This window comes from Methanoculleus frigidifontis (assembly GCF_030464345.1).
Taxonomy (GTDB): domain Archaea; phylum Halobacteriota; class Methanomicrobia; order Methanomicrobiales; family Methanoculleaceae; genus Methanoculleus_A; species Methanoculleus_A frigidifontis.
Genome location: NZ_VCYH01000007.1, coordinates 86375 through 100927 on the forward strand (window position 1 = coordinate 86375; position 14553 = coordinate 100927).

14 protein-coding genes are annotated in these 14553 nt (G+C 62.0%); 8 read left to right on the top strand and 6 right to left on the bottom strand.

Annotated elements, in window-relative coordinates:
- Positions 1 to 342: 342 nt before the first annotated feature.
- The 4 genes from FGU65_RS11160 to FGU65_RS11175 all read left to right on the top strand — a co-directional run bounded on the left by FGU65_RS11160 (position 343) and on the right by FGU65_RS11175 (position 3693).
- Complete coding sequence (locus FGU65_RS11160) at positions 343 to 1539, top strand: ammonium transporter (protein WP_301664551.1); 1197 nt, start codon at positions 343 to 345, stop codon at positions 1537 to 1539.
- A gap of 9 nt (positions 1540 to 1548) precedes the next feature.
- Complete coding sequence (locus FGU65_RS11165) at positions 1549 to 1887, top strand: P-II family nitrogen regulator (RefSeq protein WP_301664552.1); 339 nt, start codon at positions 1549 to 1551, stop codon at positions 1885 to 1887.
- Positions 1888 to 2154: 267 nt separating this feature from the next.
- Positions 2155 to 3351, top strand: a complete 1197-nt coding sequence (locus tag FGU65_RS11170) for an ammonium transporter (RefSeq protein ID WP_301664553.1) — start codon at positions 2155 to 2157, stop codon at positions 3349 to 3351.
- A 9-nt stretch (positions 3352 to 3360) separates the two neighbouring features.
- On the top strand, positions 3361 to 3693 hold the full coding sequence (locus FGU65_RS11175) for a P-II family nitrogen regulator (RefSeq protein ID WP_301664554.1): 333 nt from the start codon (positions 3361 to 3363) through the stop codon (positions 3691 to 3693).
- A 47-nt stretch (positions 3694 to 3740) separates the two neighbouring features.
- Here the strand turns inward: FGU65_RS11175 and FGU65_RS11180 are convergent, their stop codons facing one another.
- The 3 genes from FGU65_RS11180 to FGU65_RS11190 form a co-directional block, all read right to left on the bottom strand.
- Positions 3741 to 4700: a TIGR03557 family F420-dependent LLM class oxidoreductase gene (locus FGU65_RS11180; RefSeq protein WP_301664555.1), complete on the bottom strand. Its 960-nt coding sequence runs from the start codon at positions 4698 to 4700 to the stop codon at positions 3741 to 3743.
- A 153-nt stretch (positions 4701 to 4853) separates the two neighbouring features.
- Positions 4854 to 6059, bottom strand: a complete 1206-nt coding sequence (locus tag FGU65_RS11185; RefSeq protein ID WP_301664556.1) for a deoxyguanosinetriphosphate triphosphohydrolase family protein — start codon at positions 6057 to 6059, stop codon at positions 4854 to 4856.
- Positions 6037 to 7914 (bottom strand): ABC transporter substrate binding protein, encoded by a 1878-nt coding sequence (locus FGU65_RS11190; protein WP_301664557.1) that lies wholly within the window; start codon positions 7912 to 7914, stop codon positions 6037 to 6039. Before FGU65_RS11190 ends, FGU65_RS11185 begins: the two co-directional genes overlap by 23 nt.
- A 431-nt stretch (positions 7915 to 8345) precedes the next feature.
- Between FGU65_RS11190 and hxlA the strand changes: the two genes are divergently transcribed.
- The 4 genes from hxlA to FGU65_RS11210 all read left to right on the top strand — a co-directional run bounded on the left by hxlA (position 8346) and on the right by FGU65_RS11210 (position 11490).
- Entirely contained in the window at positions 8346 to 9632 is a 1287-nt protein-coding gene (gene hxlA, locus FGU65_RS11195) for a 3-hexulose-6-phosphate synthase (protein ID WP_301664558.1), read from the top strand.
- Between the two features lie 96 nt (positions 9633 to 9728).
- Positions 9729 to 10424 carry a DUF1538 domain-containing protein gene (locus FGU65_RS11200; RefSeq protein WP_301664559.1) on the top strand — a complete coding sequence of 232 codons (696 nt, stop codon included), beginning with the start codon at positions 9729 to 9731 and terminating at the stop codon, positions 10422 to 10424.
- Positions 10421 to 11149 carry a DUF1538 domain-containing protein gene (locus FGU65_RS11205; protein ID WP_301664560.1) on the top strand — a complete coding sequence of 243 codons (729 nt, stop codon included), beginning with the start codon at positions 10421 to 10423 and terminating at the stop codon, positions 11147 to 11149. Before FGU65_RS11200 ends, FGU65_RS11205 begins: the two co-directional genes overlap by 4 nt.
- On the top strand, positions 11146 to 11490 hold the full coding sequence (locus tag FGU65_RS11210) for a P-II family nitrogen regulator (RefSeq protein ID WP_301664561.1): 345 nt from the start codon (positions 11146 to 11148) through the stop codon (positions 11488 to 11490). The genes FGU65_RS11205 and FGU65_RS11210 overlap by 4 nt, the downstream gene beginning before the upstream one ends.
- Before the next feature lie 24 nt (positions 11491 to 11514).
- Here FGU65_RS11210 and FGU65_RS11215 read toward each other — a convergent pair whose 3' ends face one another.
- From FGU65_RS11215 to FGU65_RS11225, 3 genes are read right to left on the bottom strand one after another with little or no spacing between them, the layout of a single operon-like run.
- Positions 11515 to 11946, bottom strand: coding sequence for an ACT domain-containing protein (locus FGU65_RS11215; protein ID WP_301664562.1), 432 nt, complete (start codon positions 11944 to 11946; stop codon positions 11515 to 11517).
- On the bottom strand, positions 11947 to 13248 hold the full coding sequence (locus FGU65_RS11220) for a phenylacetate--CoA ligase family protein (RefSeq protein ID WP_301664563.1): 1302 nt from the start codon (positions 13246 to 13248) through the stop codon (positions 11947 to 11949).
- Positions 13248 to 14537, bottom strand: coding sequence for a phenylacetate--CoA ligase family protein (locus tag FGU65_RS11225; protein ID WP_301664564.1), 1290 nt, complete (start codon positions 14535 to 14537; stop codon positions 13248 to 13250). The genes FGU65_RS11220 and FGU65_RS11225 overlap by 1 nt, the downstream gene beginning before the upstream one ends.
- Positions 14538 to 14553 lie beyond the last annotated feature (16 nt).

The following is a 14553-nucleotide window of genomic DNA, read 5'->3' on the forward strand; positions in this document are numbered from 1 at the left end:
GGATGCGCAACCTCTCTGGCGTGAATCTGTCACAAACGGGACTGGATCGTTTTGAAACGCCGCTTTACGGAACGTATGGTGGAGGGGGTTTTGGTCGGGATATTGAATGGCTGGTTGGCGCGGCTCCTTCGCAATGGTTAAATTTATAAATGTTGGAAACTAATTTCCTTCCTACGGTACAGATCCGTGAACCGCTGCCCGTCGGTCTTCGCCGTCGGGCGATGCGGTGCCCGGGATCTGCCGCGTACCGCAAACGGCATCGATCGGCGCTGCGCCGCAATGCTGTCATCCCGGTACGGGTATCCTGCAGAAGGCTGCTCGTGAACCTGAAGGTGCATACCAATGGCAATTGATACAGGTGATACTGCATTTATCCTGATCTGCACGGCTCTCGTCATGCTGATGACTCCTGGCGTGGGGTTGTTCTACGGGGGTCTTGTACGGCGGAAGAATTTCATCTCGATGATAGCACTGGCGTTCATCGCTTTCTCGGTGGTTACGATCCAGTGGGTTGTCTTCGGCTACAGCCTGGCTTTCGGCTCCGATATAGGCGGGCTCATCGGAAGCCTTGAATACGTTGGCTTGAGCGGCGTCGGGATGGACGGCGAGGGCATCCCGGACCTGCTCTTCATGGTCTTCCAGCTCGTCTTTGCTGGCCTGACACTGGCAATCGTGACGTCCGGTGTGGCCGAGCGGGTGAAGATCAGTTCGTTCATCGTCTTCGGTCTCCTCTGGACGACGCTCGTGTACGACCCGCTCGCTCACTGGGCATGGGGCGGTGGCTGGGCAGCTCAGCTCGGCGCGCTTGATTTCGCCGGCGGAACGGTCGTTCATATCAGTTCCGGGTTCGGGGCGCTCGCGCTTGCCCTCGTCATCGGCAAAAGGGTTGGATTCGGCACCTACGGCATGGAGCCGCACAACATCCCGATGACGCTCCTCGGGGGCGCCCTCCTCTGGTTCGGGTGGTTCGGTTTCAACGCCGGAAGCGCTCTTGCCGCCGATGGCCTTGCTGCAAGTGCCTTCGTGGTGACCAACATTTCGGCCGCAGCCGGCGCGCTCGCATGGCTGTTCGCTGCCTGGGTCCGTGGCAAGCCGAGCTCCGTCGGGATGATCAGCGGCGCCATCGCCGGCCTTGTAGCTATCACGCCGGCAGCGGGCTTCGTCGATCCGATGAGCGCGATCGTCATCGGTGCCGTCGCCGGTGTTCTCTGCTACGCTGCCCTGCTCTTCCGGGTCGGCCGTGGCCTCGATGAGAGCCTCGATGCCTGGGCGGTCCACGGCGTCGGCGGTGTCTGGGGTGCGCTTGCGATGGGTGTCTTCGCAGTCGCTGCTATCGGCGGCGTCGACGGTCTGCTCTACGGCAACGTCGGGCAGTTCATCATCCAGGTCGTCGACGTGGTCGTGGTGGTCATCTACGCATTCGGTGTCACGTTCATCCTTGCAAAGATCGTCGATCTGACGATGGGTCTGCGGGTGAGCGAGGAAGAGGAATACGTCGGTCTCGATATCTCCCAGCATGGAGAGTCGACCCAGGTGTGAGGTGGTTCCATGAAGATGGTTGTTGCAATTATCAGGCCCGAGAAGTTCGATGCCGTCAAGTCGGCGCTCGAGGTGAACGGCATCGTCGGCATGACCGTGACCGAGGTGCGGGGACGCGGAGCCCAGAAGGGCATCTCCCTTCAGTTCCGCGGAAAGACGATGCCGGTTGACCTGATCCCGAAGATGAAGATCGAGATGGTCGTCAGTGACGATGCGGTCGAGACGGTCATCCGGACGATCCGGGAGGCGGGGAGGACCGGTAAGTACGGCGACGGCAAGATCGTCGTCATGCCCGTCGAAACGGTCTACAAGGTCCGGAACGACGAAGCCGGGGAACCCTCTGTTTAAGTTTCCTCTCTTTTTTTACGGCGGTTTGCCGTCTTCGTGTGCTGGCCGGGGCGGGGCGGTTTCCGGCGGGAATAAATACATTTAAATCAAAGCGAAAGCAAGTTCCTTCTAACAGAGCACCCGCCCGGTTCTCCTGCGTTTCGCGCAGGCCACACGCATCTATTCGCACGACCCTCCTCTGGAGCGGAGCCTCCGGTCATTGGGTAGGGAATGTGCGTATGTACACGAAGACCCGGCAGTGCCTGCTGCTCCTGGAGTGGTGCTACAATGACAATTGATACAGGCGATACCGCATTTATCCTGATCTGCACGGCTCTCGTCATGCTGATGACCCCTGGCGTGGGGCTCTTCTACGGGGGTCTTGTACGGCGAAAGAATCTGATATCGATGTTTGCCCTCTCGTTCGTCGCCTTCTCGGTGGTCACGATCCAGTGGGTTCTCTTCGGCTACAGCCTGGCTTTCGGCTCCGATGTAGGCGGGGTCATCGGGAGCCTCGAGTACGTGGGCTTGAGCGGCGTCGGCATGGACGGTGACGGCATCCCGGACCTGCTCTTCATGGTCTTCCAGCTCGTCTTTGCCGCCGTAACGCTCGCGATCATCACATCGGCGGTTGCCGAACGGGTGAAGATCAGCTCGTTCATCGTCTTCGGCCTCCTCTGGACGACGCTGGTGTACGACCCGCTCGCTCACTGGGTCTGGGGCGGTGGCTGGATGGCAGAGCTCGGCATCCTTGACTTTGCGGGAGGCATTGTCGTGCATATCTCCGCCGGGTTCGGGGCGCTCGCGCTTGCCCTTGTCATCGGCAAGAGAGTCGGGTTCGGGGAGTACAGCATGGAGCCGCATAACATCCCGATGACGCTTCTCGGGGGCGCCCTCCTCTGGTTCGGGTGGTTCGGGTTCAACGCCGGAAGCGCTCTTGCCGCCGACGGCCTTGCCGCGAACGCCTTCGTGGTGACCAACATCTCGGCTGCGTCCGGTGCCCTGGCATGGATGGCTGCTTCCTGGATCCGCGGCAAGCCGAGCTCCGTCGGGATGATCAGCGGCGCTATCGCCGGGCTCGGTGCGATCACCCCGGCCGCGGGTTTTGTCGGCCCGCTGCAGGCCATTATCATCGGCGTTGTCTCCGGTCTCCTCTGTTACTATGCCCTGCTCTTCCGGATCCGGCAAAGGTGGGATGAGAGCCTTGATGCCTGGGCAATCCACGGCGTCGGCGGTGTCTGGGGGACGCTCGCGATAGGCATCTTTGCGATCGCCGCCGTCGGCGGGGTCAGTGGGCTGGTCGAGGGGAGCTTCAATCAGCTGCTGCTGCAGGCTGTCGGTGCCGGCGCGACCGTGCTCTATGCGTTCGTCGTTACGTTCGTCCTTGCAAAGGTCGTCGATCTGACGATGGGCCTCCGGGTAAGCGAAGAGGAGGAGTACGTCGGTCTCGATATCTCCCAGCATGGAGAGTCGACCCAGGTGTGAGGTGGTTCCATGAAGATGGTTGTTGCAATTATCAGGCCCGAGAAGTTCGATGCCGTCAAGTCGGCGCTCGAGGTGAACGGCATCGTCGGCATGACCGTGACCGAGGTGCGGGGACGCGGCGCCCAGAAGGGCATCTCCCTCCAGTCACGCGGGAGATCGATCTCCGTCGATCTTATCCCCAAGATCAAGATCGAGACGGTCGTCAGGGACGATGCGGTCGAGACGGTCATCCGGACGATCCGGGAGGCGGGGAGAACCGGGAAGTACGGCGACGGGAGGATCATCGTCATGCCCGTCGAGGTTCTGGCGAAGGTCCGGATCGATGAGACGGAGGCCGACTGATACTCGCCCCCGTCTCCCGTTTTATTTTGGTGCGGCAGAACCGCTGCTTACGTGAAGTGCGGCAGGATCTTCTCCTGCGCAAACGCCAGAAACTCCTGCTGCTGCGGGCCGATCTGGTGGATGCAGATGTGGTCGAATCCCTTCCCGATACCGTCCGCAATCTTTTTGATCACGGGTTCGGGATCAGGGCCGCAGGGGACGTGCGCCGCGACGTCCTCCTCGGTCGCCATCCGTGCGATCTGTTCGTAATGCGCCGGTGTCGGCAGGATCCTGTTCATCTCTCCCGTGTTCGCCGCTATCGGCCACTGTTCGTACGCCGTCCGGCGTGCCGTCTCCTCGGTCTCGCCCCAGCAGACCGAGATCTCGAGGTATGCGGGTTTTCCCTCGCCGCCCGTCTTCCTGAAGGCGATGAGGCTCTTCTCAGCCTCCGTCCCTGCATTGATGAACCCATCGCCGATTCTGCCGGCCGCCGAAGCGCTGATAGGGCCCTCGGCGGCGATGCAGATAGGCGGGAGTTCCTCCGGGAGGGTATAGACCTGCGCATTCTCGACGGTGTAGAAGTAGCCGTAGTAGGTCTTCATGCCGCCCTGCCAGAGCGTCCTGATAATGTCCACCGCCTCTTCGAGCATCTCGGTGCGCACCGGTGCAGGAGGCCAGCGTTCGCCGAGGATATGCTCGTTCAGGTTCTCACCGGTACCGAGCCCGAGCATGAATCTGCCCGGCATCATGGCCGCAGCGGTCGCGGCGGCCTGGGCGATGATCGCCGGATGAATGCGCATCGTCGGGCAGGTGACGCCGGTCGCCAGTTTCAAGTCCGCCGTCACCTGCGAGATCCCGCCGATGGCGGCCCAGACGAACGGGCTCTGCCCTTCCCGGTCGATCCAGGGATGGTAGTGATCCGATATCATGGCGAAGGGAAATCCCGCATCCTCAGCCTGCCGTGCGGCACAGACCAGATCCCGCGGCCCGTGCTCCTCGCTTGCCAGCTTGTAGCCTATCTCAACCATGCCGTTCACCTCTCCGAAGGTGCCGCCGGGCCGGAAGGGTGCACCCGCTCTCCAGAGTCTCTGGCGCACGTGTTCGACCCGGGCTTTTCTTTCGCTACCTCCGGCACGGGTATGCTTAATAGTTTCCCCATCCGGGAATTCGCAGCGCTATCTCTAAAATCTCCAGTCAACCCGTGTCGGGAGAACGATCTCCCTGAACCGGTGCTCGAAGTAGCGGTCGGTCATCCCGGCGATGTAGTCCCTGACAATCTCCGGGGCGGCGGCACCGGCAAGGTACCTCCGGCTGGTCCATGCCGTATCGATAAAATCGGTGTAGATCGGTGAGGTCTTCCGCTCATCTTCGAGATCCTCGCAGAACGCGGAGAAGACCGCCTCGTACATCTGCTGGATCTTAGGGTGCTGCGCCGTCACCTGCGGATGGTTGTAGATATTTTTGTAGTTGAACCGCTTCAGCTCCGCAAGTGCCTCTGCAACGGCAGGGCTGTATCCGATGCTCGGCCGGTGGGTGCTGTCGCTCGCTTCGATCACGTCTTTGATGAGCGTATCGATGATGGCCGGGTTGCTCTCGCCGAGCACCTCCCGCACACGGTCCGGCAGCACCGTTGCATCGTCGATCAGGCCGACCTCCTGTGCGTCCTGGATATCGCGGCCGATGTATGCGATCGTATCTGCAAATCGCACGACGCAGCCTTCGAGCGTCATCGGAGCAGACTCCTCACCTCCCTGGATGAGGCTCTCGATCTCCGCATCGAACGAGTCCCAGGTCTTCTCCATCTGCGGCGCAATGCCGCTGTCGTACGCCTCACCGTTGTGGCAGAGGATCCCGTCGAGGACCTGGAGCGTCAGGTCTTGATCCTCAATCTCGTCCAGAAACCGGACGCCCTGGACGTTATGCCGGAACGCACCGATCCCTTCCCGCTCGCAGATGAGAGAGAGGCACGCCTCACCGGTGTGTCCGTAGGGGATGTGCCCGATGTCATGGCCGAGGGCGATCGCTTCAATGAGGTCTTCGTTTAAGCGGAGAGACCGGCCGATGGTCCGTCCGATCTTCGATACCAGCTGGACGTGGAGGACGCGGTGGGTGATGTGGTCGTTCTGCACCAGGTAGAAGACCTGCGTCTTGTCGATGTACCGGGCGTAGGCTTTGGTGTGTACGATCCGGTCGGCGTCGCGGGAGAACCGGGTCCGTATGTCGTCTTCCTTTCTGCCGTGTCGCCGCATCCCGTCTGCGCTCTTCGTGGCGAACGGAGCATACAGAGCCTCTTTCGCCGCGATATAGGACGCAATCTCCTGTTTGGTGCCCGTCGGCAGATCGCGGTGATAGGGTTTCTCCGGATCACGAGAAGTATCTGAAATCATCCTGCCGGTCCTGCGGTGAGGGTTTCATCTGTTCATCCAAAACTGCCTCATGCTCGCCGCCTTCCCGCTCGAGGCCGTAGTTGCGGCGGAGGAACTGCCTGACGTTCTCCGACTCGATGCAGCCGGTATCCAGCTGGGTGACGATCTCATCGATCTGGTGCACCTGTTCGAGGATCTTCGGGGTGCTCGGCGAGTCGTCGAAACTGGTGAGGGCGAGGATGACCTGGAGCGGGTTTCGGATATGGTCGCCGAGAATGGCAAACTGCTCGATGTTGGTCTCTATCTGGGCGTAGGCCTCGCGCTCCCGCTGTTCCATCTCCTTTCGGACGGTGATGTCGTGGGCGACCCCCTGCACGCCGACGATGACGCCGTTCTTGACGATCGGTAAGGCGTCTATCTCCAGGTAACTGATCCTCCCGTCGATCCGCTGCATCTGTGTCTGGAACCCCTCCACGTTCTCGCCCGAAAGAACCTTCGCAAATGCATCCTTTGTCTGTTCCCGGAATGGTGACGGGACAAATACGAGGCTGTTTTTGCCGACGATGTACTCCGGCCGGTAGCCGATGATCTTCTCTGCGGCCGGAGAGATGTAGGTGAACTTCTCCTCGGTATCGAGCATGAAGATCATATCGAAGCTCCGCTGGGCAAGTCCGCGGAACTTCTCTTCACTCTCCCGCAGCCTATCCTCGATCCGTTTTCGCTTCCGGATGTCGCTCTTCTGAAAGAGGATGATGCCGAGGAGGCCGATAAGACAGCCGATAGCGCCGCTGACGATCTCCAGGGGTACCGCAACGGTGGAGGGCGGCCGGTTGATGATACTGCTTCCCGCAGGTATGGCCGTTTCGGCGATGCCGAACCGGTCGAGCTGCTCCTGATCGAGGATGGGGTGCTGCTCGACGGTGTGGACGATGGGGATCGCGGCGGCGTCCTCTCCCTGGAGGATGCGAAGCGCCAGACCGGCTGCAGTCCTGCCCTGCTCCCTCCCGCTGACGATCATGCCGCCGAGGACCCCCCGGCCGAGATACATCTCAAAGACACTGTACACCGGGACGGAGGAGACCGGGGCGATCTCGCTGCACGCATCCCCATATGAGTAGTAGACGCCGTTCGGATCCTGATTATACGACAGCAGGAGGACGATGCTCGTCTTCGGGAGATCTGCCACCTGTTCCCGGATCTCCGGGATCGTCATGTTATCGAGGAAGACGAACTCGAATCTCCCGCGAAAATTCTCGGTATCCTCAAGAAGGCGTTTTCTGTTTGCGATCCCGGTCATCGTTCCGTCGTTGACGACGACGACCTGCGAGACGGCGGGGTGGAGACGCTCGGCAAGTGTGAGCGTTCCCGCGATATCGAGTGTCTCGACCACTCCGGTGACAAGAGAGTCATTCTGGAATCTGCTCGCATCAAAATAATTGACCCCGCAGAAGACGATGGGGATGCCGGCGAAGATTTCGGCGTGATGGGCGAGAGCGAACTCAAAAGCCGGGTCGTCACAGGTGATGATCACGTCGGGCGGCGTGCTCGCGTACTTATACCGGTACAGGTCTGCAAGGTGGTCGAAATACGCGTCGTTTTCGATCCGTTTGGTGTCCATATGCTCGATCCTGAGATTCACCCGGACAGGGGCGCTTTCTTTGAGGACGCTATCGATACCTTCCTGTTCGAGCTCTACGAGATCCATTCCGGGGTGGTATGAGTGCAGGACGAGGACTTCCGCCTCCTCCGCGGCGACCGGCTGGCAGCAGAATGAGACCGCTGTAAGAACCAGTATCAGCAGAAGCGTGGCACGGTAGTGGATAGCGGTGTGTCCCCCCTGCATGCTGGCCTGTGTCTGCACCGTGTCGCCGTTCATGGTTCTGATCCAGGGTGAAGCGGGCAGCCGCTTCTCTAACCTAGTTCTCCCCTTTTGTCAATATATATCTCACGTTTTACGTTCCCGGCAGATATCGTGCTTGCTGTGAAATCCTCTGACAATGCATCGATTGTCCAGGGCTGTACCCGGCAGCCCCGGCAGAACCCGGCCGGATGTATGCTCCCGTTCGCTCTGTTTCCGTTCACCACCGGAGAGCATCGATATGGCTATGGCGGCAACAGGGTGGGCTGGTAAAAACCGATACCTGTTTCCGGGGCGGCTTCGCGCTCATCGGTCAAGTAAAACGTAAATATTCGTAATCAGGGTGTAACCCGGCCTTCTTTCAGGGTCGGGAGAGGGCGGCCTTCCATCATACGCACGGCAGGGCGTGACCGAGCAGCACAAATACCATCCGGGAAAATCTATGCGGTATGGAAAAGCCGTATCTCCAGGTGGCGCTCGACCTGCTCGATCTTCCGCGTGCCGTTGCCATCGCAGAAGAAGCCCTGCAGGGCGGAGCGGACTGGATCGAGGTCGGAACGCCCCTGATCAAGAGCGAGGGTATGGCCGCGGTCAGGGCGATGCGGGAGCGTTTTCCGGGCCACGAGATCGTCGCCGACATGAAGGTCGCCGACACCGGTGCGCTTGAGGTGGAGATGGCGGCGAAATCCGGCGCAAGCATCGTCTGCATCCTCGCAGACGCCGACGACGCGGTCATCGCCGAGGCCGTCCGTGCGGCGCGGAAGTACGGCGTCCGCCTGATGGCCGATCTCATCAACGTCGCCGACCCGGTCGCCCGCTCGCGTGAACTGGAGGCGATGGGCGTGGACTACATCAACGCCCATGTGGGGATCGACCAGCAGATGATCGGCAAGAGCTCGCTCGATCTCCTCGCCCGCCTGGCGGGTGCGGTGCAGATCCCGATAGCGGTTGCCGGCGGGCTCGACGCCGCCACCGCTTCTGCGGCGGTGCAGAGCGGGGCCGCGATCGTCATCGTCGGCGGCAACATCATCCGCTCTGCGGACGTCGCCGGATCGGCAGAGCGCATCCGGTCCGCCATCGACCGCCCGGAGAGCAGGCCGCCGCAGGCGGAGAGCCCCGATGCCGCCGTCCGCCGCCTCCTCGAAGCGGTCTCGGCGCCGAACATCTCGGATGCCATGCACCGGAAGGGGGCGATGACGAACCTCGTCTCGATCTGCGGCAGGGTAAAGATGGTCGGCAGAGCCGTGACCGTCCGGACGATCGCAGGCGACTGGGCAAAACCCGTCGAGGCGATCGACGTCGCCGGGGAGGGCGACGTCCTCGTCGTCAGCAGCGACGGCGTGACGAACGTCGCCCCGTGGGGCGAGCTCGCCACCCTCTCCTGCAGAAACCGCGGCATCGCCGGCGTGGTTATCGACGGGGCGGTACGCGACGTCGACGACATCAGGGCGATGGCATTCCCGCTCTTTGCCAGGACTGCCGTGCCGAACGCGGGGGAGCCCAAGGGCCTCGGCGAGATCAACACTGAGATCGCCTGCTGCGGGCAGGAGGTCCGCCCCGGCGACTGGATCGTCGGGGACGAGAGCGGGGTCGTCGTCGTCCCGAGAGAGCGGGCATACGAGATAGCACGGCGGGCGGTAGAGGTGAAGAAGACCGAGGAGCGGATCCGTGAAGAGATCCGCCGCGGGCGATCGCTTGCCGAAGTTATGGAACTTCTTAAATGGGAGAAGCGGTAACCTCCTTTCTGTGTCCGGACTGAGCCGGCAGGGGGCGAACGAGTGCCGTTCGCCCTCCCGGCCGATATCGGTGTGTGTCTCCGGGAGATAGCAATCATGTTGCGCGACTTTAAAGAGACGTTCAAAGAGGTTGCCCAGGGAGTAGGGCCGATAGCCCTGCTGATCCTGATTGTTGAGGCGACGCTGCTCGAGGCTTCGGCAGCCTCGCTTCTCCAGTTCACGGTCGGCACTCTGATGCTCCTCTTCGGGATCGCTTTCTTTCTTCTGGGGGTGAAGGTCGGGCTGCTGCCGATGGGCGAGGCGATCGGCTCGGATCTGCCGAAGAGAGGGTCTCTCCTCCTGATCGTCGTGATCGCATTCATCTTTGGTTTCCTTGCCACCGTCGCCGAGCCGGACGTCCGCGTCCTGACAGGCCTGATCGAGACCGTCTCCGGGGGAGAGATAGCGCCTGCCCCGCTGATCATCGTGATTGCGACAGGAGTCGGTTTCTTTGTTGCCACAGCCATGCTCCGGATCATCTATGGCGTACCGATCGCGTACCTGTTCGCTGCAGGATACGGCACGGTGATCCTCCTCTCCTTCTTCACGTCGGAGGACTTCCTCTCGATATCTCTTGATGCGGGCGCCGTCACCACCGGCCCGGTCACCGTGCCGTTCATCCTGGCGCTCGGGATCGGTATCAGTTCGGTTCTCGGAGGCAGATCGCAGATATCAGACGGGTTCGGGCTGATAGGGCTTGCCTCGATCGGCCCGATCATCGGGGTGATGGTTGTGGGGGTGCTCTCGGCGTGAGAGAGGTGGCGCTCCTCGCCGGGATTGATCATGTCATGATCAACGTAGCAGCAGCCCTGCTTCCCCTGCTCGTCTTCTTCATCATCTTTCAGGTCACGCACCTGAAGCTGCCGACGGAGTACGTCACGGGTCTCCTCAAAGGCGTCCTGCTCGCCTTTGTCGGCATGGTCCTCTTCCTGCAGGGTGTCGAAGTGGCATTTCTCCCCGCCGGACAGGCGATAGGTGCCTATCTCGGCAGCCTGGAGCAGAAATGGGTCATCATACTCTTCGGCTTCCTCCTCGGTTTCCTCGCGACCTACGCCGAACCGGCCGTGCGGGTCCTCTGCTACCAGATCGAGCAGTCGTCGGCCGGGTCCATCCGCTCCTCGCTGATACTCTATACGCTCTCGACCGGGGTTGCGATAGCCGTCGCCCTCGGGATGGCCCGGATTGTGTACGACCTCCCGTTTCTGGCCATCATCGTCGTCGGCTACCTGCTGGCGATCGCCCTTCTCCGCTACGCCGACCGGGATTTCATCGCCATCGCCTTCGACTCCGGGGGTGTCGCCACCGGGCCGATGGCGGTGACGTTCCTGACGGCGCTTGCCGTCGGGGCTGCCGCTTCCATCGGGGGACGCACAACTATCGCCGACAGTTTCGGACTCGTGGCGCTGATTGCGCTCGCCCCGATCCTGGCGGTTCTCCTCCTCAGTACGCTCTATCGCAAAAAAAGGTGCATTGCATGATCTGTGAAGGCTGTAAAGAACTGATTGTAACGATTGTGAAGAAAGGCTGGGCGGAACAGGTTATCCAGGCATCCCGCCGGGCGGGCGCGGAAGGGGGAACCGTCATCATGGGCCGCGGCACCGGGATCCACGAGATGCAGACGCTGCTCGGTCTTCCAATCGAGCCCGAAAAGGAGATCGTCCTGACCATCGTCAACCCTGAACAGACCGACGCGGTCTTAAGAGCGATCCTTGAGGGCGCACAGCTCGCAAAGCCCGGGATGGGGATAGCGTTCGTCATCGAGCTTCAGCGTGTCGCCGGGCGGGTGCATATGCTGCGGGATGATGAGCCGACCGGCTAGATGCGGGCCGTCCACTCTCTCCCATTAATGGAACGTCGAAGCTTTCAGGAGTTCTCCGCCGCTTCCGAGGATCTTGCGGATGGCATCCTCCACCTGGTCTACGCGGAGTATCAGCACGGCGGCATCCCTGCCGCTGTAGGCGTAGGCGTACTCGATGTTGATTGCGGCATCCCCGAGAACGCCTGCAATCTCCGATAGCCCCCCCGGCTCGTCCCGCATCTTCACCCCGATCACGTCGGTGAACGATACCCGAAACCCGAGATCGGTCAGCCTCCGGTGGGCATCCTCCGGCCGGTCGACGAGCGCTCGCACGACGCCGAACCCGTCGGCCTCGGCGATGCTGAATGCAAAGATGTTGATGCCGGCCTCTTTCAGGGCACCGGCGACCGCTGCGAGCCGTCCCGGTCTGTTCTCGGAAAAGATTGAGATCTGTTTGATGATATACGATTTCTCCATCTACATCGACCTCCTGTCGATGACCTTCTTGGACTTCCCCTCGAACCGGGGAAGCGTTCCCGGCTCCACCAGCTCCACGCCCACGGCGACGTTGAGCGTGCTGCGCAGCCTGTTCTCCACCTTCTTTTTTAAGACCATCAGGTCGGTGATCTTGTCGGAGAAGGCCTCCTCGCTGATCTCCACCCGCACGAGCATGGTGTCAAGCGCCCCCTGCCGGTCGACCACGATCTGGAAGTGTCTGCCGATCCCGGGGATCTCCAGGAGCGCGTGCTCCACCTGCGACGGGAAGACGTTGATGCCGCGGATGATCAGCATGTCGTCCACCCTGCCGGAGATCCGCCGGATGCGCGGGTGCGTCCGGCCGCAGGCGCAGGGTTCGTCCTCGAGCACCGTGATGTCGCCGATCCGGTAGCGCACCATCGGAAGCGCCTCTTTCTGGAGCATGGTGATGACGAGTTCCCCCTGCTCCCCGGGTGCGAGCACCTCACCCGTCCCGGAGTCGATGACCTCGACGAGGGCGAGGTCGCCCCAGATATGGATCCCCTGCTGCTCGGTGCACTCCGAAAACATCGGCCCGGAGAGCTCGCTCGTGCCGTAGATGTCGTAGGCCTTGATGCCGAGCCAGTCCTCGATCCGCTCGCGCATCTGCTCGGACCAGGGTTCGGCGCCGAGGATCCCGGCGGAGAGATCGGTGTCGTCTCTGATGGAGATGCCCATCTTTTCTGCGACCTCGCCCATGTGGAGGAGGTACGAGGGGGTGCAGGCGATCGCCGTGACGTGCAGGTCCTGCATCAGCTCGATCTGCCGCTCGGTGTTCCCGACGCTCGTCGGCAGAACGGTCGCGCCGATCCGCTCCGCACCGTAGTGCGCCCCGAGCCCGCCGGTGAAGAGGCCGTAACCGTAACTGACCTGGATCACGTCGCCCCGGCCGAGCCCGCAGGAGGTGAACGCCCGGGCGAGCGACTCGGACCAGTTCTCGATGTCGTGCCGGGTGTAGCCGACGACGGTCGGCTTTCCGGTCGTTCCCGACGAGACGTGGTAGCGGACGAGTTCGTCCCGGGAGGCCGAGAAGATCCGGTCCGGGTAGTTGTCGCGAAGATCCCCCTTGTACATGAAGGGGAGTTTCGCCGCGTCCGCGAGCGATCTGATATCGTCGGGGTGGACGCCCTGCTCCTTCATCCGGGCGCGGTAGAACTCGCTGAAACTGTAGAGCCGGTAGACCTGCGTCTTGAGCAGCCGAAACTGCAGCCGCTGCAGCTCGTCCCGGGGTATCTCCTCCATCCGGGGGTTCCAGGGCGGCATCAGAGCGCCCCCCGCCGGTCGACGATCCGACGCGCCTTCCCCTCAAACCGGGGGAGCGAGCCCGGCTCGACCAGTTTCACCGTGGTGCGCAGGCCGAGCGCGTTGTGGAGCGCTCCGGCCACATGCTTCTGAATCCGTGCAAGGTCCTGCAGTTCGCCCGAGAAGCCCGCCCTGCTCATCTCCACTTCGATCGTCATCTCATCTAGATGTTTGACGCGATCGATATAAACCATGAACTGTTCCCCGACCTCGGGAAGCCCCAGCAGCACATGCTCGATCTGAGAGGGGAAGACGTTGATGCCCCGGATGACGAGCATATCGTCGCTCCGGCCGGTGATCCGTGCAATCTTTCTCCCCCTGCCGCACGGGCAGTCCTCCTCCATCAGCATGGTGATGTCGCCCGTCCGGTAGCGCAGGAGCGGCATCGCCTCTTTCACAAGCGGGGTTATGACGAGTTCTCCCCGCTCGCCGGGTCCGAGCACCTCGCCCGTCGCCGGGTCGATGATCTCGACGAGATAACTGTCGTGCCAGATGTGCAGTCCGTCGCGCTCAGGGCACTCGAAGGCCACGCCGGGGCCGTACATCTCGGAGAGCCCGTAGGAGTCGAAGGCGGTGACGCCGAGGCGCCCCTCGAGTTCGCTGCGCATGCTCTCGGACCAGGGCTCGGCGCCGAAGATCCCGGTCTTGAGCGTTGCAAGCTCCGCGCCGGTCGACTCCGCAACCTCGGCGAGGTGCATGGCGTAGCTCGGGGTGCAGTGAATGGCGGTGACCCCGAAGTCCTCGATCATCTCGATCTGCCGCTGTGTGTTGCCGGTCGCGCTCGGGACGACGGTCATCCCGACCTTCTCGGCACCGTAGTGGAACCCGAGCCCGCCGGTAAAGAGCCCGTAGTTGACGGCGTTCTGGAAGACATCCTCATCAGAGAGGCCGACCATCACCAGGTTCCGTGCAATGAGCTCCGACCAGCTCTCGAGATCTCCCCGGGTATACCCGACGACGGTCGGTTTCCCGGTCGTGCCGGAGGTCGTGTGAATGCGGACGATCTGCCGGAGCGGCACGGCGAGGAGCCCGAACGGGTAGCCGGCCTGCAGTTCTTTCTTTGTGGTGAACGGAAGTTTCGCCGCGTCCTCAAGGGTTTTGATGTCTCCGGGGGCGACGCCCGCTTCCTTCAGTTTGCTGCGGTAGAGCGCAACGTTTTGTGTCTGATGGAGCGTCCACTTCAGCCGTTTGATCTGCAGCGCCTCAAGGTCCGCGGCGCTGATCGTCTCCATCGCGGTATTCCAGAACATATCGGATTGCACGTCC